Genomic DNA, 22537 nt, shown 5'->3' with positions numbered 1-22537 from the left:
CTATCGTGATCGCCATCCGGACCGGAGGGACGGCGTGCGATGACGACGACGGACACGACCCACGGGCAGATCACGTTCCGACCGGGGAACGAGGTGCCCTGGAGCGACCTCGACCTGGTGTTCGGCGAGCGGGGCGAACCAGGGACGTGCCACTGCCAGTGGCTGAAGCTGCTCGACCGCGAGTTCACGGACATGCCGAACGACGAGCGGACCCGGCGGTTCCGGGCCGAGGTCGGTTGCGACGACCCGGGAGCGCGCGACACGACGGGCATCGTCGCCTACCGCGACGGCGAGCCCGTCGGGTGGGCAGCCGTCGAGCCCCGACCAGCGTTCGTGCGCCTCCGGAAGACCCGGGTGCCGTGGTCCGGTCGTGACGAGGACCGCGACGACGATGGTGTGTGGGCGATCGCCTGTTTCGTGGTCCGCAAGGGATTCCGTCGGCAGGGTGTCAGCCGTGCGCTGGTCGTCGGTGCCGTGGAGCACGCCAGGCGCAGCGGGGCGAGCGCCGTGGAGGGGTACCCCATGCAGTTCGCCGAGGGCAAGGACGACATCTGGGGCGAGCTCTTCGTTGGCGCGCGGTCGGCCTTCGTCGATGCCGGTTTCCGTGAGGTCACACACCCGACCGTGCGGCGGTACGTGATGCGGCTCGAGTTCTAGACCTGCTGCACCGCTCCCCAGCCGACGCGCATCCGTGCGACCGCCCGGTCGAAGCCGGGCAGCAGGTCGATGTCGTCCCGCAGGAGCGACTGCAGCTGCAGCCCTTCGTACAGCGCGAGGAGCTGTTCCGCGCCGTGACGCGCAGAGGAACCACTCGACTCGCGGCCGGCGATGACGTCGCGGGCGAGGGCGAACGTGAGGTCCTCGAAGGACGTCGTGTACTGCTTCCGGAACCACCCCGCCGCTGCGTGCGAGGGGTTCGACGCCGCGCTCAGCAGGGCGAGGCGGAGACGGACGAGTGCCGGGTCGCCGAGTCCCGTCTCGAGTCGGGCCCGGACGTAGGCGACGGCGCCGTCCTGCTCCGCGACGGATCGGAGCGCCGCACGTTGGGCGGTGTTCCAGCGGTCGATCACGGCGACGACGAACAGCTCCCACACCGGGTACACCCGACGGAACTCCTCGACCGTGATGTCGGCGTGGACGGCGACCTCGGCCGGCCCGACCTCGTGGAAGTCGGCCGCACGGTAGGCGAAGATCCCTGCCGCGACGATGTGCGCGCGGAGGTCGGGGTCGTCGGTCGCGGGCATGAGGTCGATTGTCCTGTCCGCTCCGTCGGCGCGCGACCGCCAGTTCGGGGGCTCCGAGCCGACTGCCGCAGGCGCACCCGCGACCGCTCGCGACCTCGCGCTGGGCACCCGGTCAGCCGCGGTCGAACACCAGCGTCGCGTCGTCGGGGGCGGTGACACGACCGGTCCGTGCGAACTCCGCCCAGATCGCCCGCACACCCGGGCCGCGACGCTCGATCTCCGGCCAGTCGCGCTCGGGGACGAAACGGCTGCCGGCCCATGCCTCCTTGCGCCCGAGCAGCAGCGGCAGGTCGCTCATGTGCACCGCCCCGGTCGGCTGCGCGGTCGCGCCGCGGAGCAGCCGGTAGACCGTCGCGCGCCCACCGCCCGACCGGTGCCGCTCGGCGAACGCCCGGGCATCGCGCCCGTAGATCACCTCGGTCAGGGGCCGGACGAGCCACCACCGCACAAGCGACCGCGCGACCCGGTTCCGAACGATGCGCTTGAGCCCGGGGAGCACGGGCACGTACATGCCGGCCTCGTCCGAGCCCGACCCGATCAGCACGTCGACATCGGGTGCGACCCGCCGCCAGGCCTCGGCGAGGTCCCGTTCGGCGGGCAGGGGCGCGAACCCGTACTGCGTGCCGTAGGGCATCCCGCCGCGGAGCCCGTACCGGCCGCCGACCCGGGTGCCACGGGCCTGCCGCTCGTACAGCTCGTCGAGCGGGGTGTCCGCCGCCATCGGCCCCACCGCCTCGACCATCGCCCGGTTCATCCGCGCGCGTCCCCGCGAGAGTCCGAGCGGTGCGCTCTGCACGATCGCCCGGCGGAAGAGCCCGGCGGTCCCCTCGCTGATCATCAGGTGCGCGATCGCGTCTCCTCCGGCGGACTGCCCGAAGAGCGTGACGAGGTCGGGGTCGCCACCGAACGCGGCGATGTTGTCGTGCACCCACCGGAGCGAGGCGACGAGGTCGAGCAGCCCGAGGTTCGCGGGGACGCGCTCCCCGTCGCCGAGGAACCCGAGCACCCCGAGCCGGTACGTCACCGTCACGACGACGACGCGTTGCTCGCGGACCAGGTCGTACGGGTCGTTGATCGGGACGTCGCCGCCACCGATGACGTACGACCCGCCGTGGACCCACACCATGACCGGCAGCCGTTCCTCGGGGCCGATGTCCGCCGGGACCGTGATCGAGAGCGCCTGGCAGCGTTCGTCGACCTCGGCGTCGATCTCGTGGAGCAGCTGGTCGATGACCGCCGCGGAGGGCTGCGGCGCCACCGGTGCCGGGAAGTCCGCGTGGAACACGTCATCGAACACGGGCATCGGCTCCGGCGGCCGGAACCGCTCGGCCTGCGCGTACGGCACGCCGAGCACCCGGATGACGTCGCCGTCCAGCGAACCGCGGATGCGTCCGGCCGGGCTGTCGAAGGTCACGGTGGCGTCGTCGAGCATCAGTCCACGCTAGCCCTGGAGGCTCGGTGCGGCCCCGGCGCGTCGGCTCGCCGCCCGGCGGGGTCGCGCGGACCGGATCAGCGCACGCGCTTGATCGGGATCACGACGAGGGCGCCGATGATCGCGACGATGCCGGCCGCCCAGCACATGAGCTCGTAGTTGTCCGGCGAGCCACCGGTGCCGAACTTCAGGAAGAACAGCGACGCAGCAGGAGCGAGCGACTGCGGGAGCGCGTTCGCGATGTTGATGACGCCGAGGTCCTTCCCTGGTCGGTCGGCGTTCGGCAGGACGTCGACGACGAGGGCGGTGTCGATCGCCGAGTAGATGCCGTAGGCGAAGCCCATGATGATCTCGGCGACGTAGAACCCGTTCACGGTGTCGGCGTGCGCGAGGACGACGAGCCCGACGGCGAACAGCGCGGTGGATCCGCCGACGAAGACCTTCCGACGCCCGAGCCGGTCGGACAGCCAGCCGGAGAGCGCCGCACTGACGAGCAGGGCGATCGTGTAGAGCAGGACACCGAACGCGACGGCCGCGGTCGCCTCCTTGTCGCTCGTGATCCCGATGTGCTGCTTCATGTAGAGGAGGCGGTAGGTCGTGAACATGAACGTCGCGAAGATGATCAGGAAGCGCGACCACCAGGCGAAGGCGAAGTCCGGGTTCTTGATCGGGTTCGTCCAGAACGACGAGATCAGGTTGATGAAGGTGAACTTCTTGAGCTTGTACGTGGGGAGGTCGTCACGGGCGACGACGGCGTAGACCACCACGAGGATGATCGCCAGGATGCCGGGGGCGATGAACAGCACCGGCAGGTTCGCGACGAAGAACACCGAGAGGTAGGTGCCGGCGAGGACGGCGATGTTCTGGGCGAGCGCGATGATGCTCGATGACTTCCCGCGCTGGAACTGCGGCACGTTGTCGGCGAAGCTCGCGGTCAGGGTCGCCAGCACGGTGTTCGCCGAGAGCTGGGCGAGCAGCCATCCGAGGGTGAGCTGCGTGGTGTCCGGGGCGAACGCGATCCAGACGAGGGCGATCGCGAACACGACGACGCCGGTGAGCATCCACGGGCGACGACGCCCCCAGCGGGTGCGGGTCCGGTCGGACAGCGCCCCGGCGAGCGGGTTCATGATGAGCGCACCGAACGCGCCGATCGGCAGGACCGAGCCGATGACGTTCGCCGCGTCGGATCCGACGAGCGCCTCGGCCTTGAGCTGCATGCTCACGTACACGGGGGCCATGAGCGCGACGAAGAGGCCGAACTGCCCGAGGAACAGCGCGATCTGGTAGCCGATCCCGACCCGCATCGTGCTGACGGGTTGGGTGATGCCCTCTTCCGGGTGCAGCAGGACCGGTGTCTCCGCGGGTTCGGGTGTGCTCATGACGCCTCCTCGAGTCGATGAAAACCGTGCGTCGCACGGTTTTACCAGACGCGAGCATACATCGGGACATCAGGACATGCAGAACGGGCCGCAACAGACCGTCGCAAAAACTACACACCGGATGGTTTTTCGGGTAGCGTCGTACTCGATCTCGTCGCGGAGCATCGCGTCCCGGCAGGTCGAGAACGCCCAGTCAGGACCGAAGGAGCCTCTGCAATGCCCACCACCTCTGTGCAGCTGTACTCGCTGCGCGACGCCATCGCCGAAGACCTCGACAAGGCGATCGCCCGCGTCGCCGAGATCGGCTACGAGAACGTCGAGCCGTACGCGTTCGTCGAGCGCGCCGCCGACCTCGAGCGCGCCTTCGCCGCCACCGGCCTGAAGGCCCCGTCCGGACACGTCGCCGTCATCGACGCCGAGGACACCGCCCCGATCTGGGACGCCGCAGAGCGCCTCGGCATCCAGACCGTCATCGACCCGTTCATCCCGACCGACCGCTGGCAGACCGCCGACGACGTCGCGAAGATCGCCGAGCGCGTCAACGTCCTCACCGCCGAGGCTGCCGCCCGCGGCCTGCAGTTCGGTTACCACAACCACCAGTGGGAGTTCACGAACAAGGTCGACGGCCGCACCGTCTACGACCTCTTCGTCTCGCAGATCAGCCCGGAGACGGTGCTCGAGGTCGACACCTTCTGGGCCACCGTCGGCGGCGCGGACGCCCCCGCCGTCCTGCAGTCCCTCGGTGACCGCGTCGTCGCGATCCACGTCAAGGACGGCAAGGTCGACGGCGACATCCGCACGGCACTGCCGTCGTCGGAGAGCGCGCTCATCGTCCCCGAGGCACTGCAGCGTGCGTTCGAGAACCAGACGCCGGCCGGCCAGGGCGACGTCGACGTGCCGGCGATCCTCGCCGCCGCGCCGCAGGCCATCCGCGTCGTCGAGTTCGACGCCTACAAGGGCGACGTCTTCGAGGGCATCACCGAGTCCCTCGCCTGGCTGAAGGCGCATGACCAGTCTGAGGGGTCTGGCAAGTGAGCCGCGTCGGAGTCGGCATCATCGGTGCCGGGAACATCTCGGACCAGTACCTGACGAACCTCACCCAGTTCGCCGACGTCGAGGTGCTGATGGTCGCCGACCTCATCCTCGAGCGCGCGGCGTCCCAGGCCGAGAAGTACGGCGTCCCGGCGTCCGGCACGGTCGAGGAGCTCCTCGCCCGTGACGACATCCAGATCGTGGTGAACATCACGATCCCGGCCGAGCACGCCAAGGTCGGACAGCAGATCATCGCCGCCGGCAAGCACACCTGGAGCGAGAAGCCCGTCGCCACCAACGCGGAGGACGCGCAGGCCCTGCTCGCCGCCGCCGCGGCAGCAGGCGTCCGCTACGCCACCGCGCCGGACACCGTGCTCGGAGCCGGGATCCAGACCGCCATCCGCGCCATCGCCCGCGGCGACATCGGTACGCCGCTCACCGCGACGACGATGTTCCACGTCCCCGGCCCGGACCAGTGGCACCCGGACCCCGAGTTCCTGTACGCACAGGGCGCCGGTCCGCTGTTCGACATCGGCCCGTACTACGTCACGACGCTCCTGCACGCCTTCGGTTCCGCCTCGCGCGTGCAGGCCGTGTCGTCGAAGTCCCGCGAGACCCGCGTGATCGGCTCCGGCCCGCGCGCCGGCACGGAGTTCGCCGTCGAGGTGCCCACGCACCACGCCGCGCTCATCTCGTTCGCGGGTGGTCAGTCGGCACAGACGACCCTGTCGTTCCAGCACGCGCTGCCCCGCAACGGCTTCGTCGAGATCAACGGCTCCGAGGGCACGATCGTGCTGCCGGACCCGAACGTCTTCGACGGCGACAGCACGCTGTGGACGCTCGGCAAGGACGAGCCGACCACGCTGGAGCACAAGGGCTCCACCTGGGGCCGTGGCACCGGCGTCGTCGAGCTCGCCCGCGCGATCGCCGAGGGCCGGCCGGAGCGCGCCTCCGGTGCCGTCGCGTCGCACGCGCTGGACGTCATGCTCGGCATCCGCGACGCTGCCGAGTCGGGTCAGGCCGTCGAGATCACCTCGTCGATCGACCCGATCCAGCCGCTCCCCGAAGACTTCGACCCCGCGGCCGCGGTCCTCGCCGAGGGCGTGCCTGCGTAACCCCGTTCCTCTCCTCATCGAGGGAACAGAAGACGTCGGGTGCCCGTGCGGCACCCGACGTTTTCTGTTCCCTCAGCGACGCGGGAGCGCGAGCGCGCGGGGAGCGCGCGGCGAGCAACACGCTCAGCCAGCGGGCGGGACGATCTGCTCGAGCAGGTGCAGCACGCGTTCGCCGTCGACCGCGTCAGGGTCGAGCAGCCACTGGACCTGCAGCCCGTCGGACGCCGCAATGCTCAAGGACGCCAGATCGGTCGGGTCGAGGTCGGCCCGGATGCGCCCGAGCTCCTGGTCGCGGCGGATCAGTTCGGCGAGTTCGCCCCGCAGACGCGCGAACCGCTCGCGCATGAAGTCCCGCGTCGACGGATGTCCCTCACCGACCGCATCGGCTGCGAGGGTCGTGTAGAGCTGCACGAGCCCGGGGACCTCGCGGTTCCGCGCGGCGCTCTCACGCATGTCACCGATCGCGGACTGCAGGCGGTCGGGTGCGCCCTGCTCGCGGACCTCGTGCTCTCGGTAGACCGCGAGCAGGAGTTCGTCCCGCGACGGGAAGTAGTGCCGGAGTGCCGCGTGCGTGATGCCGAGCGCATCGGCCACCGACCGGAGCGACGAGGCGTCGACGCCCTGCTCGGCCACCATCCTGATCATCTCGTCGAGGATCTGGACCCGCCGCTCCGCGCCCTTGCGGTACCCGCGCCGCGGCACGGTCCCGGCGTCGTCGGCAGAGGTCATGCAGACAACTTACCGTTGGAAGGTTTCAGGCGCTGGTGTCGTCCACGGTGTACTCGTCGGCCGGCTCCGGAACCGCCTCGGCGAGGGCGTCCACGATCCGTCCGAGGGCCTCGGCGACCACCTCGTTGTCGGCGGCCGGCAGCCCGTCGAGCACCCCCACGACGATCTCGTGGAACTGCGCGTACGACTCGTCGATCTTGGTCGCCACCTGGTCGGTCGGTTCGAGGAACTGCGCCCGACGATCGGTGGGGTGCGCGGTCCGGACGATGTCGCCCTTCTCCACGAGGCCGTCGACGATCTTCGTCACCGAGGCGTTGGACACCGCGAGCATCACCGCGAGGTCCTTCGGGCCCATCGCCCGGCCGTCCCGGTGGGCCTGCAGCAAGTACCGGACCGCGAGGAACTCGTTCTTCGACAGTCCGCTCTCGATACGGGCGTGCTCGATCTGCTGTTCCTCGGCGTGCTGCAGCCGGAGGATGGCGTCGACAGCCGAGCGGGCGGCCTTCGATCGGGGTGCTCGCGAGTAGAGGTGGACGTGCTCTCGGCGGACGACGGTCAACGGCATGTGGTCATGAACTCCGGGTTCTCAGGCCTGCGGGACGGTGAAGAAGTCGGCGTAGGCCGGCTCGGCACGCTTGGAGAGGAGCGACGGGTCCTCGATCCGAGCGGTGACGTAGGCGGCGATGACCGCGGGGTCGGTGAGGCCCGCACGGGGGTGCGTGCCCAGGAGACCGGTGCTCCACTGAGCTCCGTGGTACGTGCTGCGCATGCCTGGTTCCACCTTCCTGATCGTCTTCGCGTCCGGGTTGGACGACGAAAGTGTTTCACAAAATGAACGGTTAGAGCAACTGACAATCCAGACCCTGTACGTTTCGCGCACCGAACTGTACGGAACACTGAACGACCCGCTGCGCGACCGAGGGATAGCGTGGCGGCGTGGATCTCCAACTCACGGACCGTGTCGCGCTCGTCGTCGGGGGCAAGGGGTACATCGGCAGCGCCGTCGCCGATCGACTCCGAGCCGAAGGAGCGACGGTCGTCGTCGCCTCGCGGAGCGCGACGGACGACGACGGCGTCGCGATCGACACCGCGGACCAGGCCTCGGTCGACGCTGGCGTCGCCTCGGTCATCTCGCAGCACGGGCGCATCGACGTGCTCGTCGTGACCGCGGCGCCGAGTGCCGGGACCCTCGACCCGGCGAAGAAGTCCGACCCGGATCAGATCGCCCGGGCCGTCGACGGCAAGGCGCTCGGGTTCCTGCGGGTCGCGAACGCCGTGCTGCCCGGACAGCGTGCGGCGGGCTTCGGACGCGTCGTCGTCGTGAGCGGGCAGAACGCCTACCTCTCCGGCAACATCACCGCGTCCCTCCGGAACACCGCCGTCAGCGTGATCGCGAAGAACCTCGCCGACGAGGCAGCCGGCTCCGGCGTGACGGTCAACGTCGTCAACCCGGGCACCGTGACGGACCAGCCTGCTGCCGAGGTGCAGCGCGGGTCCGGTGGCGAGTCCAGCCCCCAGCAGATCGCCGACCTGATCGCGTTCCTGTCGTCGCCGCTGTCCGCGGTGTCCGGCGAGTCGATCTCGATCGCGCACCGCGTCCTCGGCTCCGTCACGATCTAGGTCGTCAGCGCCGCCGCTTCGTCGAGGACGGTGGCGATCGCAGCCGGATCGTGCGCGAACCGGCCCAGGAACAGCCCGCCGATGCGACCCTGCCCCCGGGTGAGCAGCCCCGGCCCGGCGGAGCCGCCGTAGACCACGACCGACCCCGCCAGCTCCGGCCGCTGTCCGAGATGCGCTTCGATGCCCGCGAGGACCTCGACGACGTGGTCGTCGGGCGCCGGCTCCGGCGCGCCGATCGCCCAGACCGGCTCGTAGGCGACGATGACCGGTCCGGGGGCGTCCCGCGAGACGGCGCGGTCGAGCTGCCCGGTCACGTCCGCGATCGCATCGGGACGGGAGGCCCGGCTCGCCTCGCCGACGCAGACGAGCGGACGCAGGTGGTTGCGGAACGCGGCGTCGACCTTCCGCGCGATGGTGACGTCGTCCTCGTGGAAGAGGGAGCGGCGTTCCGCGTGCCCGATCTCGACGAGGTCCACGCCGATCTCCGCGAGCTCGGCGCCAGAGACCTCGCCGGTGAACGCGCCCGTGTCCTCCGTCGCGAGGTCCTGGGCGCCGAGCAGCACGGAGGTGCCCTCGAGCACTGCGCGCACGGGGACCAGCGACGGGAACGTCGGGATCACGAACAGCTCCGCGGCGCCCCTCGTGACCGCCCGGTGCGTCCTGGCGATGTCCGCGACGGCCTCGGCCCAGCGCAGCGTCCGCGCGTGCCCGAAGTACATCTTCAGCGAGACGCCGATCGTGATCACGGCGCCACCGCGTCCACGATGAGGGCGAACGACACCGCGCCGGGGTCAGGGGTGCCGACGGCGTGCTCGGCGTGGGTCCGCGCTCGCCCCATCCTCGGCAGGAGGTCGGCCGTGGCCTCGGCTGCCCGCTGCGCCGCATCAGCTCCTGCGCGCCAGGCGGTGGTCAGGTCGTCGCCGGCGGTGATGCGGGTGGTGAGGACGTCGTCGAAGGGGACGAGGGCGTCGACCATGGTCTTGTCGCCGACGACCGCGCCGAAGGCGAGGACCGCGTCGGTGGCGGCGTGCACCGCGCGGTGGACGGTCGCCGCTGTGGGACGTTCACGGTCCCCGATGACGCGACCCAGAGCCTCCAGTGCGGCACCCCAGATCGCACCGGACGTGCCACCGGCCTTGTCCGACCACGCATCCCCCGCGATCGCGAGGACGCCGCCGGCACCCGCCCCACGCTCGGCGGCGTCGCGTGCGGCCGCGTCGGCGGCGGTGGAGCCGCGTTGCATGCCGATGCCGTGGTCGCCGTCCCCGGCGACCGCGTCGATCCGACCCAACTCGTCCGCGTGCGCGTCGAGCAGTTCGCGGATCGTCGTGAACGCCTGTGCGATCTCGGTGCCGAGCGCGCGGGATGCGTCGCTGGCCGGTCCCACCGGTGCGGACGCGTCGGCGGTGAGGACGGCTTCGGGGAGCCGTTCCTGCGGCACCGCACCACCCTTCCGGTACGCCGGCGTGTCCGCCGGTGCCGCCCAGAGCGCTTCGAGTTCCGCGTCCAGCCAGAACAACGTCAGCGACACCCCAGCCATGTCGAACGACGTGACGAGTTCCCCGACCTCGGGCTCCACGACCGTCAGGCCGGCATCGGTCAGGTGCCGTTGGACGGCGGCGTAGACGACGAAGAGTTCCTCGTACTTCACGCTGCCGAGCCCGTTCAGGATCGGGACCACCCGGTCACCGGCACCCTCCGGACGCTCCGCCAGGAGCCGGTCGGTGAGGAGCTCGGCGAGGCCGTCCGCGGTCGGGACGTCGGCTTCGTCGATGCCCCGCTCACCGTGGATGCCCATCCCGATCGCCATCCGCCCCTCCGGGACCGTGAACAACGGCTCCTCAGCACCCGGCAGGCTGCACCCGGTGAACGCGACACCGAAACTGCGCGTGCGGTCGTTTGCTCGCTCCGCGATCGCGGTCACCTCGTCGAGTGTGTCCCCGCGTTCGGCGGCGGCACCGGCGACCTTGAACACGCACAGGTCCCCCGCGATCCCCCGACGCTTGTGCGTCTCGCCTGCCGGAGCGGACGCGACGTCGTCCGTGACCCGGACCGTGCGGACCGGGATCCCGGCGTCGGTCAGGGTGCGGGCGGCGGCGTCGAAGTTCAGGACGTCGCCGGCGTAGTTGCCGTAGGACAGTAGTACCCCACCACCGTGCTCGGCGGCTTTGGCGACCGCGGTGATCTGTTGCGCACTCGGACTGGCGAACAGGTTCCCCATCGCCGCACCAGCGGCCAACCCATGCCCCACGAGCCCACCGAACGCCGGGTAGTGACCACTGCCACCACCGATCACCAGGGCGACCGTGCCGTCCGGCGACGCGGTGGACCGGGCGACACCGCCGTGCACCTTCCGCACCCACCGCTGGTTCGCCGAGACGAACCCGTCCACCATCTCGTCCGCGAAGTCCGCCGGATCGTTGAACAACCGGGTCATCGCTTCGCCCGCTGCTCGGTCGTCGCCACGTGCGAGGTGTCGAGCAGGTCGTCCGCCCGTGACTGCCGGAAGAACTTCGTGCAGAAGATCATCACGGCCGCGACGAACGCCAGGACACCGAGCGAAACGATGCCGAACGCTCCGCTGTCGGTCGGGACGACCTCGTTGATCGCCGTGCGCATGATCGGTGCCACGAACCCGCCGAGGTTGCCGAGCGAGTTGATCAGGCCGATGCCCGCGGCCGCTGCGGCACCCGTGAGAAAGGCCGTCGGGTACGCCCACGTGATGGGGCCGACGGACAGGAAGCTCGCCACGGCCAGGGTGATGAACACGATGCCGAGGATCGGCTGCCCGTTCGCGCCGGCCCACGCGGAGCCGAGGATCGAGAGGCCGGTGAAGACGTAGAACATGGTCCCCCAGCGTCGGCGGCGGCCCACGGAGTCCGCTTTCGATCCGACGAGGTAGCAGGCGATGAGCCCGACGAGCCACGGGATCGCGGACACCAGCCCGACCTGCCAGCCGACGTCCTGCCCGAGGAGCGACGACACCTGCTGCGGGAGGTAGAACGTGGTGCCGTAGACGGCGACCTGCAGGCAGAAGTAGATGATCGTGAAGTACCAGACCCGGCCGCTCGCCATCGCCTTCCAGATCCCCTGCGGCCCGTCGGCGCTGCGGGCGGTGTCCTCGCGGGCCATCGCAGCGGTCAGCGAGTCCTTCTCCCCCGGCTCGAGCCACTTGGCCTGCTGCGGGCTGTTCGTCAGGAACATGAGCGCGGCGATGCCGGCGAGCACCGCGAGGATGCCCTCACCCGCGAACATGACCTGCCAGCCGTGGAACGGGGTGGCCTGGTCGCCGAAGCTCAGGAGCCCCCCGGACAGCGGCGCGCCGATCATCTGCGAGAACGGCTGCGCCAGGTAGAAGATCGCGAACATCCGCACGCGGACCTTGTTCGGGAACCACTCGGACAGGTACATGATCACGCCGGGGAAGAGCCCCGCCTCGGTCACGCCGAGGATGAACCGGAGCACGATGAACATCGTGTCGTTCGTCGTGAAGGCGAACAGCGCGGCGACGATGCCCCACGTGATCGCGATGCGGGCGAGCCAGAACCGTGCGCCGAAGCGCTTCAGCAGCAGGTTCGACGGGATCTCGAAGATCGCGTAGCCGATGAAGAAGATGCCGGCACCGAGCGCGAAGGCCGCGTCGGAGATGCCGCGGTCGACGCTGAGCGCCTCTTCCGCGAACCCGACGTTGGTGCGGTCGAGGAACGCGACGAAGTACAGGATCACGAGCATCGGCATCAGGTGTTTGGTGGCCTTGCCGATGGCCGACTTCAGCCCGGGGTCGTGGGTCGATCCGAGCGCGGGGACGTTGGGAAGTGACACGGGTTCGCTCCTTTGCGAGCACGGTGCGGTACGGGGGGACGGTCTCGCCGTCAGTGCATGTAGAGGCCGCCGTCGACGTTGAGGGTCTGACCGGTGACGAAGCCGGCGTCCTCGCTGATCAGGTAGGCGATCGCCGCTGCGATGTCCCGCGGGGTGCCGATGCGCGGCAGCACACCGTCGGCGGCCATCGCGGTCTTGCGCTCCTCGGACAGCGTGCCGCCCATGATGTCGGTGTCGATCGGCCCGGGGGCGATCGCGTTCACCGTGACGCCCTTCGGCCCGAGCTCACGCGCCAGTCCACGGGTGAGCCCGATGACGCCGGCCTTGGCCACCGTGTACGGCGTCTTGCTGAACGTGCCACCGCCGCGCTGGGCGGAGACCGACGACAGGTTGACGATGCGGCCGTAGCCGGTCCGCACCATCGACTCCGCGGCACGGAGGCTGGCGAAGTGCACGCCGTCGAGGTTGATCGACAGGACGCGGTGCCACTCGCCCTCCGGCAGGTCGAGGTACTCGTGCGCCGAGGACACCCCGGCCAGGTTCACGAGGGCGGTGATCGGGGCGATCTCGGCCTCGATGGCGTCGAACGCCGACCGGACCGCGGTCTCGTCGGCGACGTTCGCGCCGACACCGACCGCGCGGACGCCGTGCTGCTCGTGGATCTCGGCCGCGACGGCCTTCGAGGCGTCGTCGTCGAGGTCGATGATCCCGATGTCCCAGCCGGCCTCGGCCAGGTGGTGGGCGGTTGCGCGGCCGATGCCGCGCGGGGACGCTGCTCCGGTGAGGACGACGGTCCTGCTCTGGTTGCTCATGTCTGGCTCCCGGTCGGTCAGTGGATCGGTGCCGGGCCGAGCTCGTCGAGGAGCTTCTGCATGGCGACGTAGGCACGGTTGCGGTAGGCGACGAGCTCCGGCGTCCGGTCGGCGGGCACCTCGAGGTACCCGGCTCCGGACTTCGTGCCGAGCTCGCCGGCGTCGACGTGCTGCTGCAGCGACGACGGGGTGGCGAAGCGCTCCGGCCAACGGGTCTGCAGCGACTCGAAGCAGAACGCGTAGACGTCGAGCCCGGCCATGTCCGCGATCGCGAAGGGGCCGAAGAACGGCAGGCGGAACCCGAACGTCGTGCGGACGATCGTGTCGATGTCGTCGGGCGTCGCGATGCCCTCGTCGACGATCTTGGTCGCCTCCTCGAACAGTGCGTACTGCAGCCGGTTCAGCACGAAGCCGGTGGCGTCCTTCACCCGCGCGGACTGCTTGCCCGTCGCGGCGACGACGGCCTCGGCGACCTCGACGGCGTGCTCACCGGTGGTCGGGTGCGGGATGAGCTCGACGCCGGGGATGAACGGCGCGGGGTTCGAGAAGTGCACCCCGAGGAACCGCTCCGGACCGGTGACGGCCTCGGCGAGCGACTGGATCAGGATGGTCGACGTGTTCGAGCCGATGATCGCGTCGGGCTTCGCGGCGGCGCTGATCCGACGAAGGGTGTCGTGCTTGATCTCGAGCTTCTCCGGCACCGCCTCCTCGATGAAGTCGGCCGTGGCGACCGCTTCCTCGATCGAGGCGGCAGCACTGAGGTGCGCGTCGACGCGGGACACGGCATCCGCGGGGAAGAGGCCGTCCGCGACGAACTGCTCCGTCTCGGTGATGAGCCGCGCGCGGTTGGCTTCGGCGATCTCGGCGGACACGTCCGCGATCCGGACGGTGTGGCCGGCGAGGGCGAGGACCTGCGCGATCCCACCGCCCATGTAGCCGGATCCGACGACGGCGATGTCGAGGGTGCTCATCGAGTTGCTCCTTGCTGCGTCGTCCCGACGACCGAGGTCGCGAGGACGGAACGGATGTACTGCTGGTTGGTGGCGCAGACGCCGAGGCTGTCCCCGCCGTACTGCTCGGTCATGAGGATGCCGCGGAAGCCGTTCGCGACGGCGTCACGGAGGACCTGGCGGTAGTTGATGAGGCCGGTCTCCATGGTGCTCGGCACGCTCGTCGACCAGCTCCCGTCGGCCGACTCGTCCCGCGTGTAGTTCTTCACGTGCAGGTAGTTCGTGTACGGCAGGGTCTTCGCGAACAGCTCCTTCCAGTCCTCCACCGGGCGGTGCAGGCGGATGAGGTTCGCGACGTCGGCGTTGAGACCGACGTTGTCGAGGCCGATGTCCTCGACGAGACGGACCGCGCTGTCCGCGGTGCCGAGGTACGTGTCCTCGTAGAGCTCCAGCGCCATCGGGAGCCCGACGGACGCCGCGTGCTCGCCGAGTTCACGGAGACGGGACACCGCGGCGTTCCAGACCTCGGGGTCGTCGGGGTCCGTCGGGCCCTGCGCGGTCCAGAACCACAGCGCGCGCTGCTGGGCCTCGTTGAACGGCTGGTGCAGCCCGGTCGAGAAGACCTGCATGCCCCACTCGGCCGCCGCGTCGATGGTGCGGTGGGCGTACGCGAGGTTGTCCTCCTCGTGCCCCGGCTGGATGACGCTCTTGCGCTGCAGGTGCACCGACGGGATGCCGATGCCGTGCGAGCGCGCGATCGCGAAGAGCTCGTCGCGCCGGGACGGCTCGAGGTCGGCGGGTCGGATGTGGCTGTCGGCGAGCTCGGCGAGGGAGAACCCGGCGGCGCCGACCTGCCCGAAGATGTCGTCCCACACCTCGGCCGGGGCGTCGTGCACGGCGACGCCGTCGCTGCCGACGGCCGGGAAGCCGTGCAGACATGCCGCGATGGGCCAGGTGTCCGCCGTCCAGGTGGTCGGGTCCCAGTCCTGCTGGACCCAGTCCTGTGCTGTCGTCACGGGGTGCTCCTTTGCACGTCGATGGTTCATCGCTGAACCTCTTTCCTATAGGAAAGATACATGCTCGCCGGCAGAGTGCAACCCGATCCGACCAAACCCCCCGTACGGGGGCTCCGAAGGAGTCCGGGCCCGGAGGATCAGGGCGCCCGTGCCGCTGACCCGAACCTCGGCACGGGCGTCCGCCCGAACGTCCAGACGAGTCAGCCCGCGTCAGGCGGTGTGGGACGCGTCCGCTCGGGACCGCAACCGCACGGCGTCGATGTGCACGCGCATCGCCGCGACGGCCGACGTCGGGTCGGACGCGAGCGCATCGAGGATCGCCTGGTGCTCGTGCACGGCACGGTCGGTGTCGTCCCCGCCGCCCTCCACGATCTGCCGCATCCGGTGCACGCGCGTCGTGATGATGTCCGACATCTCGAGCAGGAACGGGTTCCGGGCCGCGTCGAAGATCAGCTGGTGGAACTGCCAGTCACTCCGGAAGTACCTGGCCATGAGTTCCTCAGGTGCCTGCGCCGACCCGACGACGGCGACCTCACGCGCGACGGCCGCCTGGTCAGACAGCGCGAGGACCAGGCGCTCCCGGAGCCCTTCGACGTCACCCCGTGCAGCGAGCTCGACGGCGCCACTCTCGACGATCAACCGGGCGTCGAAGAGCGCCTCGAGCTGGTCCCCGGCGAGCGGCGGGGCGACGCGGTACCCCTTGTTCGCCTCACGCGTGACGAGCCCCGTTCGTTCGAGCTGCACGAGCGCTTCCCGCACGGGCGTCGGCGAGACGCCGAGCGTTCGGGCGAGTCCGTCGATCGACAACCGCATCCCCGGTTCGACGTCCGGTCCCATGAGCACGTCGAGCACCCGGTCGTACACCCGGTCGCGCAGGCCACGCTGCGTGATCCGCTCCGCGCTGAACCCCGGCACCGTGCTCGTCATACCTCGATCCTAGAGAATACACGAACCCGTCCTGCCCGACGTTCTTGCCCATCACGCCCGCGTTGGGAAGCCGAATCGCGCGTAGGAGGTCGGAACGAACGACCTCCTACGCGCGAAACGACCTCCTACGCGCGAAAGAGCCCCCTACGCGCGGAACGGCCCCAGCCGCGACGCCAGGAACTCCACCATCGTCCGCACGAGGAGCGCTCGGGAGGACGCCCGCCGGTACTCGTGCCCCTCGCCCTCGAGCTCCAGGTACGACACGTCGTGCGATCGCCCACGCAGTGCGTCGACGACCTGGTGCGCCTCGCCGATCGGCACGTTCGTGTCGAGCTCCCCGTGCACGACGAGCAGCGGCGCCGTCACGTCGTCGATCGCCCGCATCGGCGACAGTGATCCGAGCAGTGCAGCGTCGTCCACGGGGTGCCCGTACTTCGTCGCGGCGGCGGAGGCGATCCACGGCTCGGTGTCCCGGTAGAACGTCGCGAAGTCGCTCATCCCGCACACCATCACCCCGGCGGCGAACACCTCCGGCGTGAACGCGAGCGAGGCGATCGTGGCGTACCCGCCGTACGACCGGCCCTCGACGGCGACCCGCCCGCGCTCGGCGTACCCGTTCGTCACGAGGAACCGGGCGCAGTCCACGACGTCCGCGAGCGCGTTCCACCGCAGCCCGAGGTCGTCGGCGTGCACGAACTCCCGCCCGTACCCGCTGGACCCGCGGATGTTCGGCGCGAACACCGTGATCCCCGCTGCGGCGAGCGCCTGGTGCTGCGGCGAGAACGTCGGTCGTTCCTGCGACTCCGGTCCGCCGTGCAGGTGCAGCATCGCTGCACGGAGGGGAGGCTCGTGGCCAGCCCCGGAAGGAGCGTCGGCCTGTGACGTGGCCGGCTCCACCGCCCGGTACAGCCACCCGGTCAGCTCCAGTCCGTCACGGGCGGTGAACCGCTCGAGCGTCGGCTCGACGAGCGGCACGTCCGGGAGCGCCGGGACGTCGGTGACCCGGCTCCAGGTCAACGCGTTCGTGTCGAGACGCCACAGCTCCCGGGGTCGCGTCGGCCCCTCGACGGCGAGGATCACGCTCCGCCCGTCACGACTGAGGACCGGGTCGGTGACGACGTACCCGGGCAGGTCCGGCACGGGGGTGCGCGAGGCGTCGTGCGTGTTGATGAGGTCCAGCTCGCTGCGGCCGTCGACGTTCCAGCCGAGCAGCAGCGTGCGCCCGGCGTCGTCGGCGTCGAGGAACTCGAGCTCGGCGTCGTCGCGGTCGATGATGCTGCGGGGCTTCCCACGCCACCCGTGCGGCCCGACCGGCTGTGCGACGAGCCCGCGGCGGGGCAGCCCGGCCTCGGTCGCGACGTAGGCGACGAGCGGACTGGTCTCGCTCGCCGGGGAGGGGCGCAGGAACGCGATCTCGGCGGAACCGTCCGGCGGATCGGTGAGGAGCGGGTGGCTCTCGTCGGTGAGACGGTCCACGACCACGACGAACTCGTGTCCGCGGGCGCCGTCGCGCAGCACCACGAGCCGCTCCTCCACCGACAGGTCGAGGACGTGGATGAGTTCACCGACCGCGAGGTCGTCGCGATCCCCGGACACCGGGTCGACGAGGTACGAGCGTGCGGGCTGCTCGGGCTCGGTCGACGGCAGCGTGATCACGACGCGGTGCCCACTGCGACTCCACGGCCCGAGTTCGGCGTGCTGGTACCGCGACCCGGCGATCTGTGCGGCGTCGTTGCCGTCGGGGCGGACCACCCAGACCTGCTGCTTCACGCCGCCGTCGGTCGCGATGGCGACGGCGAGCCACTCCCCGTCGGACGACCACGTCACCCGGATGACCGGGTCGTCGGACAGGCGGATGCGGACGGGATCGGGCAGTGGACCGTCGACGACCACGTCCTGCACGAAGACCTCGGGGGTGCCGTGCCGGTCGCTGACGAACGCCACCCGGCGCGCGTTCCGCGTCATGGTCGGGCCCCACGAGCCCCAGGCGGCGGTGAGCCGCTCGCCCAGGTCGACCGCGGCCCTGGTCTCGGCCGACTGCGCGACGGACGCCGGTGCGCCCACCTGCTCCGAGCCTCCCGGCCGGCTCACCGCACCCCCTGGTGCTGCAGCCACATCTCGATCAGGCCGAGCTGCCAGAGCGCGTTGGCGCCGATCTCGGTCCTGGTGCTGTTCGGGTCCCGGAGCATCCGCTCGACCTCCCCTGCGTCGAAGAGCCCGCGTTCCCGTGCCTCCGGGGCGTGCAGCGCCTCGCGGACGCGCTCCAGGTACGGGCCCTCCAGCTGCCGGATCGCCGGTACGGGGAAGTACCCCTTCGTCCGGTCGATCACGGCGTCGGGGACGATGCCGCGCGCCGCGCGCTTCATCACGCCCTTGCCGCCGTCGGCGAGCTTGAGCTCCGGCGGGATCGTGCCCGCGAACTCGACGAACTCGTGGTCGAGGAACGGCACGCGGGCCTCGAGCCCCCACGCCATCGTCATGTTGTCGACGCGCTTGACCGGGTCGTCGACGAGCATGATCGTCGTGTCGCTGCGGAGTGCCGCATCGACGCTCGTCGACGCACCGGGACGCGCGAACTCCGCGTCCACGAACGCCGACGGGGTGTCGTCGTCGCTCCGCCAGCGCTCCCCGAGCAACCCCTGCAGGGCGGGCCAGCGCCGGTCCATGAACACCGACCGGTACGCCTCGGCCGCCTGGTCCCTCGGCACGGAAGCGAGCGGCGGATACCAGCTGTACCCGCCGAGGACCTCGTCGGCACCCTGCCCGGACTGCACGACCTTGACGTGCTGCGAGACCTCCTGTGAGAGCAGGTAGAACGCGACGCAGTCGTGGCTGACCATCGGCTCACTCATCGCCTGGATCGCCCCGTCGATGCCGTCGAGCAGGCGTGACGAGGGGATGCGGATGCGGTGGTGGTCGGTGCCGAAGTGCCGGGCGACCTCGTCGGAGTACTCGAACTCGTCGCCGGACTCACCACCGGCCGACTCGAAGCCGATGCTGAACGTGGCGAGGTCCTGCTGACCGGCCTCGGCGAGCAGGGCGACCACGAGCGAGGAGTCGATGCCGCCGGAGAGCAGCACCCCGACCGGGACGTCGGCGACCATGCGGCGCTCGACCGCGGTGCGGAGCGACGCCGTGAACGCCTGCTGCCAGTCCTCGTCCGACCAACCGGCACGGGCGGGGTCACGCTCGAACCGGGGCTGCCAGTACGTCGTGTCGCGGAACGCTCCCGACGGCTCGTAGACCCGCACGGTCGCCGGCGGGAGCTTGCCGACGCCGGACAGGATCGTGCGGGGCGCCGGGACGATCGAGTGGAAGCTCATGTAGGACGCGAAGGCGACTGGGTCGATGGACGTGTCCACGCTGTGCCCACCGCCCGTCGCGTCGCCGGCCAGGATCGCCGGCAGGGAGCTCGCGAACCGGACGCCGCCGGGGACCTCGGCGACGTAGAGCGGCTTGATGCCGAGCCGGTCCCGGGCGAGCACGAGGCGACCGCTGGCGTGCTCCCAGATCGCGATGGCGAACATCCCGATCAGGTGGTCGACGAACGACTCGCCCCACTCGGCGTAGGCGGCGACGATCACCTCGGTGTCCGACGTCGAGTCGAACGTGTGGCCCTTGCCGTGCAGTTCCTCGCGGAGGTCCCGGTAGTTGTAGACCATCCCGTTGTAGGCGATCGTCAGGCCGAGGCGTGTGACGACCATCGGCTGCGCGCCCGCGGTCGACAGGTCCACGATCGACAGCCGGCGGTGCCCGAGCGCCACCGGGCCACGCGCCCACAGTCCGTCGCCGTCCGGCCCCCGGTGCACCAGGCACCCGGTCATCCGGGCGACCGCCCCGACGTCGGGGGACGTCCCGTCGAACCGGATCTCGCCGGCGAGTCCACACATCAGCTGTCCTCCCGGTCCGTGCCGACGATCCACGTGTCCTTCGCGCCGCCACCCCGCGACGAGTTCACGACGAGGCTGCCCTCCGGCGCGACCCTGGTGAGCGCGACGTCTGCCAGGTGGGTGTCGTCCGGACCCGTGCCCGTCAGGTAGACGAACGCGCGGAGGTCCACGTGCCGTGGGTCGAGCCCGGCTGGACCGATGGTGGGGTGCGACGAGAGCTGGACGACCTCCTGTCCGACCCACCCGGCGGGGTCCGCGGCGATCGCACGTCGCCGCTCGGCGACCTCCGGCGCGCTCGCGACCGGCCCGATGAGGACGTCGCGGCCGCCCTCGCCGTCGACGGGTTTCGTCACGAGCTCGCCGACGCGGTCGAGCACGGACATCCGTTCGCCCTCGATGCTGGTCCGGTAGGTCGGCACCGACTCGAGCAGCGGCTTCTCGTCGAGGTAGTACCAGATCAGGTCGGGCACGTTGACGTACATCGCCTTGTCGTCGACGAGCGCGTTGCCGGGCGCGTTCGCCAGGTAGACGCGCCCGGCCTCGGCCGCGTCGAGGATCCGCGCGCCGAGATCAGGCGTCTGGTCGTTCCGGAGCGCGCTGGCGTCGCGGTCCACCCGCAGGTAGAGCGCGTGCAGGACGTCACCGGTCGCCGCCTCGACGACGCGTCCGTCGCGGACGTCCAGGTCCGACTCGGTCAGGAGGCGCATCCCGGCTCCGTCGGACAGCCTGCGGTGTTCGTACCAGGCGCCGGCGGCGGGGCCGTCGCTGATCAGCGCCAGCACCGGCTCGCGTTCGCCGGTGACGGCGGTCGCGTTGGTGCGGAGAGTGTGGTCGATCCGGTCCATGACGCCGTGCGGATCCCGCAGGTGTTCCGGCCGGGGCGCGTCGGGGACGACCTCGTCCATGAGTTCGCGGAGTGCGATGCCGTACGCCACGCCGGAGGGCGAGCGCACGTTGTCCTCGAGCACCCGCCAGCCGCCGAACTCGTTCCGCACGAGGTCGAAGCCGAGCACCGGGGCACGGACGGCGTCCCTCGGCAGGCGGGTCGCGTCGGGGTCCCACCCGTTGCGGCCGACGAAGTCGCGCTCGTCCATCGCCCCGTCCGCGACGATCCGTCGGTCGCCGTACGCGTCGCGGAGGAAGAGCTCGATCGCGCGGGCACGCTGCCCGAGGCCCTTCGCGAGCTGGTCCCACTCGTAGGCGCTGACCGTGCGCGGGACGAGGTCGCAGCCGAAGTCCTGCACGGCGCCGGCGACCACGAAGCCGACCTCGTGCTCCCGGGTCCAGGCGTCGCGGGCGGTGCAGCGGTCGATGGTCGTCTCGGCGTCCCAGCCGCGGAAGAACGCGGCCAGGTCGCGGAACGCGGGACGGGGGCGTGCACCCGGTCCGACCGCCTCGTCGCCGGCACGGACTCGGTACGACGGGATCGCGACGACGGGGTGGTCGTCCCGTCCGGACGGCGTGCCGGCGGTGTCCTCGACCACGAGCGCCACGACGTCGTCGAGCGACCCCCGCTCGGCGTACGCGGTGCGCTGCCGGTCGGTGGAGTTGCCCCGGGCGAGGGTGTCCTCGAGCAGGGCGCTCACGGTCCCCCAGTCGCCGAGCTCCTCGAGTTCGGGGCGGAGCCGCGAGACGAGCTGGCGCACGGCGATCTCCGCTGGCAGTCGCTCCGGGTGCTGCCCCAGCCCCAGCAAGTCGCCGCTCAGCCCGCTGCGGGCGGCCTGCCACATCGCCGCGCGGTGCAGCGGTTCGCTCCTGGGGTGCCACTCGGCGCCGGACTCGACCGCGAGCTCCGCCTTGCGGACCGCGGCGCGGAACAGCCCGGCGATGAGGACCGCGTCGTCGACCACGGGTGTCGCGTCGCAGACCCGCAGTTCGAGCGTCGGTGCGTGCGACGACGGACGGACGTCGAAGTAGGCCATCTTCTTGTCGGCGATCACGCCGGACGCGATGAGGTCCTCGAGCACCTTGTCGTACTCGGCGGCGCTCTCGACGCGGCCGAAGCTGCCGGCGGACGGCCAGCGCTGCCAGATGATGCTCCGGAAGGACGCGTACCCGGTGTCCTGGCCGTTCCAGAACGGACTCGACGCACTCAGCGCCAACAGGACCGGGAGCGTCGGCGCGACGCGCTGGGCGATCTGCACCGCCAGGTCGCGGTCGCTCACGCCGACGTGCACCTGCAGTCCACAGATGAGTTGTTCGTCGACGAGCATCCGGTACTGCTCCTGCATGCGGCCGTAGCGGCCACCGGAGGTCAGTTCGAAGTCGGCGTACTCGGACCTGGGGGCCGTGCCGGCGGCGGCGATGGTGACACCCGCCGGCGCGATCGCTCCCGCCAGCTCCTGCCGGAGGTCGACGATCACCCGTCGGAGATCGTCGAGCGTCGTCACCACCGGGGTGTTCGTCTCGATCGTCGTGCGCTGGAGTTCTGCGCCGAAGCGGTCTGCTGGGAGTTTGGGCAGAAGGCGCGGGGCCTTCGCGGAAAGTCGGCCGGACTCGAGGTCGATGAGGTGCAGCTCTTCCTCGGCGCCGAGCGTCAGCTCTGCACTCATTCACCGAACCTACCCAT

20 protein-coding genes are annotated in these 22537 nt (G+C 70.7%); 4 read left to right on the top strand and 16 right to left on the bottom strand.

Going from position 1 to position 22537, the window contains the following annotated elements; genetic code table 11:
• Window positions 1-39 precede the first annotated feature (39 nt).
• Window positions 40-657: a GNAT family N-acetyltransferase gene (locus ACO0E1_RS12215; protein WP_422874436.1), complete on the top strand. Its 618-nt coding sequence runs from the start codon at window positions 40-42 to the stop codon at window positions 655-657.
• Here ACO0E1_RS12215 and ACO0E1_RS12210 read toward each other — a convergent pair.
• From ACO0E1_RS12210 to ACO0E1_RS12200, 3 genes are all read right to left on the bottom strand, one after another.
• Window positions 654-1244, bottom strand: coding sequence for a TetR family transcriptional regulator C-terminal domain-containing protein (locus ACO0E1_RS12210; RefSeq protein ID WP_422874435.1), 591 nt, complete (start codon window positions 1242-1244; stop codon window positions 654-656). The genes ACO0E1_RS12215 and ACO0E1_RS12210 overlap by 4 nt on opposite strands.
• A gap of 112 nt (window positions 1245-1356) precedes the next feature.
• A complete protein-coding gene (locus ACO0E1_RS12205) occupies window positions 1357-2676 on the bottom strand; it encodes a carboxylesterase family protein (protein ID WP_422874434.1) in 1320 nt (439 codons plus the stop codon).
• 77 nt (window positions 2677-2753) lie between these two features.
• Window positions 2754-4055, bottom strand: coding sequence for an MFS transporter (locus ACO0E1_RS12200; protein ID WP_422874433.1), 1302 nt, complete (start codon window positions 4053-4055; stop codon window positions 2754-2756).
• Between the two features lie 216 nt (window positions 4056-4271).
• On the opposite strand from ACO0E1_RS12200, the gene ACO0E1_RS12195 reads away from it, so the two are divergent.
• Entirely contained in the window at window positions 4272-5090 is an 819-nt protein-coding gene (locus ACO0E1_RS12195; RefSeq protein WP_422874432.1) for a sugar phosphate isomerase/epimerase family protein, read from the top strand.
• A complete protein-coding gene (locus ACO0E1_RS12190; RefSeq protein ID WP_422874431.1) occupies window positions 5087-6202 on the top strand; it encodes a Gfo/Idh/MocA family protein in 1116 nt (371 codons plus the stop codon). The genes ACO0E1_RS12195 and ACO0E1_RS12190 overlap by 4 nt, the downstream gene beginning before the upstream one ends.
• 123 nt (window positions 6203-6325) lie before the next feature.
• On the opposite strand, the gene ACO0E1_RS12185 is transcribed toward ACO0E1_RS12190, so the two are convergent.
• Genes ACO0E1_RS12185 through ACO0E1_RS12175 form a run of 3 tightly spaced genes read right to left on the bottom strand, consistent with a single transcriptional unit; the run spans window position 6326 to window position 7700 of the window.
• Complete coding sequence (locus ACO0E1_RS12185) at window positions 6326-6931, bottom strand: TetR/AcrR family transcriptional regulator (RefSeq protein WP_422874430.1); 606 nt, start codon at window positions 6929-6931, stop codon at window positions 6326-6328.
• Window positions 6932-6956: 25 nt separating this feature from the next.
• Window positions 6957-7496, bottom strand: a complete 540-nt coding sequence (locus tag ACO0E1_RS12180; protein WP_422874429.1) for a MarR family winged helix-turn-helix transcriptional regulator — start codon at window positions 7494-7496, stop codon at window positions 6957-6959.
• 21 nt (window positions 7497-7517) lie between these two features.
• Entirely contained in the window at window positions 7518-7700 is a 183-nt protein-coding gene (locus tag ACO0E1_RS12175) for a hypothetical protein (protein ID WP_422874428.1), read from the bottom strand.
• Between the two features lie 167 nt (window positions 7701-7867).
• Here ACO0E1_RS12175 and ACO0E1_RS12170 point away from each other — a divergent pair, with 167 nt between their 5' ends.
• Window positions 7868-8551 (top strand): SDR family NAD(P)-dependent oxidoreductase, encoded by a 684-nt coding sequence (locus ACO0E1_RS12170; RefSeq protein ID WP_422874427.1) that lies wholly within the window; start codon window positions 7868-7870, stop codon window positions 8549-8551.
• On the opposite strand, the gene ACO0E1_RS12165 is transcribed toward ACO0E1_RS12170, so the two are convergent.
• The 10 genes from ACO0E1_RS12165 to ACO0E1_RS12120 form a co-directional block, all read right to left on the bottom strand.
• The gene (locus ACO0E1_RS12165; RefSeq protein WP_422874426.1) at window positions 8548-9297 is read right to left on the bottom strand and encodes a triose-phosphate isomerase family protein; all 750 of its coding nucleotides are present in this window, start codon (window positions 9295-9297) and stop codon (window positions 8548-8550) included. The two genes, ACO0E1_RS12170 and ACO0E1_RS12165, sit on opposite strands and share 4 nt — an antisense overlap.
• Window positions 9294-10988, bottom strand: coding sequence for a dihydroxyacetone kinase family protein (locus tag ACO0E1_RS12160; protein WP_422874425.1), 1695 nt, complete (start codon window positions 10986-10988; stop codon window positions 9294-9296). Before ACO0E1_RS12160 ends, ACO0E1_RS12165 begins: the two co-directional genes overlap by 4 nt.
• On the bottom strand, window positions 10985-12373 hold the full coding sequence (locus ACO0E1_RS12155) for an MFS transporter (protein ID WP_422874424.1): 1389 nt from the start codon (window positions 12371-12373) through the stop codon (window positions 10985-10987). Before ACO0E1_RS12155 ends, ACO0E1_RS12160 begins: the two co-directional genes overlap by 4 nt.
• Window positions 12374-12423: 50 nt before the next feature.
• Window positions 12424-13185: an SDR family NAD(P)-dependent oxidoreductase gene (locus ACO0E1_RS12150; RefSeq protein ID WP_422874423.1), complete on the bottom strand. Its 762-nt coding sequence runs from the start codon at window positions 13183-13185 to the stop codon at window positions 12424-12426.
• Window positions 13186-13202: 17 nt separating this feature from the next.
• A complete protein-coding gene (locus tag ACO0E1_RS12145; RefSeq protein ID WP_281266359.1) occupies window positions 13203-14156 on the bottom strand; it encodes a 3-hydroxyacyl-CoA dehydrogenase family protein in 954 nt (317 codons plus the stop codon).
• Window positions 14153-15151 carry a sugar phosphate isomerase/epimerase family protein gene (locus ACO0E1_RS12140; RefSeq protein WP_422874422.1) on the bottom strand — a complete coding sequence of 333 codons (999 nt, stop codon included), beginning with the start codon at window positions 15149-15151 and terminating at the stop codon, window positions 14153-14155. The genes ACO0E1_RS12145 and ACO0E1_RS12140 overlap by 4 nt, the downstream gene beginning before the upstream one ends.
• 210 nt (window positions 15152-15361) lie before the next feature.
• Complete coding sequence (locus tag ACO0E1_RS12135) at window positions 15362-16078, bottom strand: GntR family transcriptional regulator (RefSeq protein ID WP_422874421.1); 717 nt, start codon at window positions 16076-16078, stop codon at window positions 15362-15364.
• 144 nt (window positions 16079-16222) lie between these two features.
• Complete coding sequence (locus ACO0E1_RS12130; protein WP_422874420.1) at window positions 16223-18169, bottom strand: S9 family peptidase; 1947 nt, start codon at window positions 18167-18169, stop codon at window positions 16223-16225.
• Window positions 18166-19968, bottom strand: coding sequence for an N-acetylglutaminylglutamine amidotransferase (locus tag ACO0E1_RS12125; RefSeq protein ID WP_422874419.1), 1803 nt, complete (start codon window positions 19966-19968; stop codon window positions 18166-18168). The genes ACO0E1_RS12130 and ACO0E1_RS12125 overlap by 4 nt, the downstream gene beginning before the upstream one ends.
• Entirely contained in the window at window positions 19968-22520 is a 2553-nt protein-coding gene (locus ACO0E1_RS12120) for a glutamate--cysteine ligase (RefSeq protein ID WP_422874418.1), read from the bottom strand. Before ACO0E1_RS12120 ends, ACO0E1_RS12125 begins: the two co-directional genes overlap by 1 nt.
• Window positions 22521-22537 lie beyond the last annotated feature (17 nt).

The organism is Curtobacterium guangdongense (genome assembly GCF_049341845.1).
In the GTDB taxonomy this organism is placed as follows: Bacteria; Actinomycetota; Actinomycetes; order Actinomycetales; family Microbacteriaceae; genus Curtobacterium; species Curtobacterium guangdongense.
The sequence above is the reverse complement of the archived record's forward strand: the minus strand, read 5'-3'. Positions and strand labels throughout refer to the sequence as shown.

Bases quoted from the DNA above. Each gene is read 5' to 3' on its own strand.
- ACO0E1_RS12145 (WP_281266359.1), bottom strand. From the start codon at position 14,156: ATGAGCACCCTCGACATCGCCGTCGTCGGATCCGGCTACATGGGCGGT.
- ACO0E1_RS12195 (WP_422874432.1), top strand. From the start codon at position 4,272: ATGCCCACCACCTCTGTGCAGCTGTACTCGCTGCGCGACGCCATCGCC.
- ACO0E1_RS12125 (WP_422874419.1), bottom strand. From the start codon at position 19,968: ATGTGTGGACTCGCCGGCGAGATCCGGTTCGACGGGACGTCCCCCGAC.
- ACO0E1_RS12205 (WP_422874434.1), bottom strand. From the start codon at position 2,676: ATGCTCGACGACGCCACCGTGACCTTCGACAGCCCGGCCGGACGCATC.
- ACO0E1_RS12210 (WP_422874435.1), bottom strand. From the start codon at position 1,244: ATGCCCGCGACCGACGACCCCGACCTCCGCGCGCACATCGTCGCGGCA.
- ACO0E1_RS12150 (WP_422874423.1), bottom strand. From the start codon at position 13,185: ATGAGCAACCAGAGCAGGACCGTCGTCCTCACCGGAGCAGCGTCCCCG.
- ACO0E1_RS12175 (WP_422874428.1), bottom strand. From the start codon at position 7,700: ATGCGCAGCACGTACCACGGAGCTCAGTGGAGCACCGGTCTCCTGGGC.
- ACO0E1_RS12135 (WP_422874421.1), bottom strand. From the start codon at position 16,078: ATGACGAGCACGGTGCCGGGGTTCAGCGCGGAGCGGATCACGCAGCGT.
- ACO0E1_RS12180 (WP_422874429.1), bottom strand. From the start codon at position 7,496: ATGCCGTTGACCGTCGTCCGCCGAGAGCACGTCCACCTCTACTCGCGA.
- ACO0E1_RS12120 (WP_422874418.1), bottom strand. From the start codon at position 22,520: ATGAGTGCAGAGCTGACGCTCGGCGCCGAGGAAGAGCTGCACCTCATC.
- ACO0E1_RS12200 (WP_422874433.1), bottom strand. From the start codon at position 4,055: ATGAGCACACCCGAACCCGCGGAGACACCGGTCCTGCTGCACCCGGAA.
- ACO0E1_RS12185 (WP_422874430.1), bottom strand. From the start codon at position 6,931: ATGACCTCTGCCGACGACGCCGGGACCGTGCCGCGGCGCGGGTACCGC.
- ACO0E1_RS12160 (WP_422874425.1), bottom strand. From the start codon at position 10,988: ATGACCCGGTTGTTCAACGATCCGGCGGACTTCGCGGACGAGATGGTG.
- ACO0E1_RS12215 (WP_422874436.1), top strand. From the start codon at position 40: ATGACGACGACGGACACGACCCACGGGCAGATCACGTTCCGACCGGGG.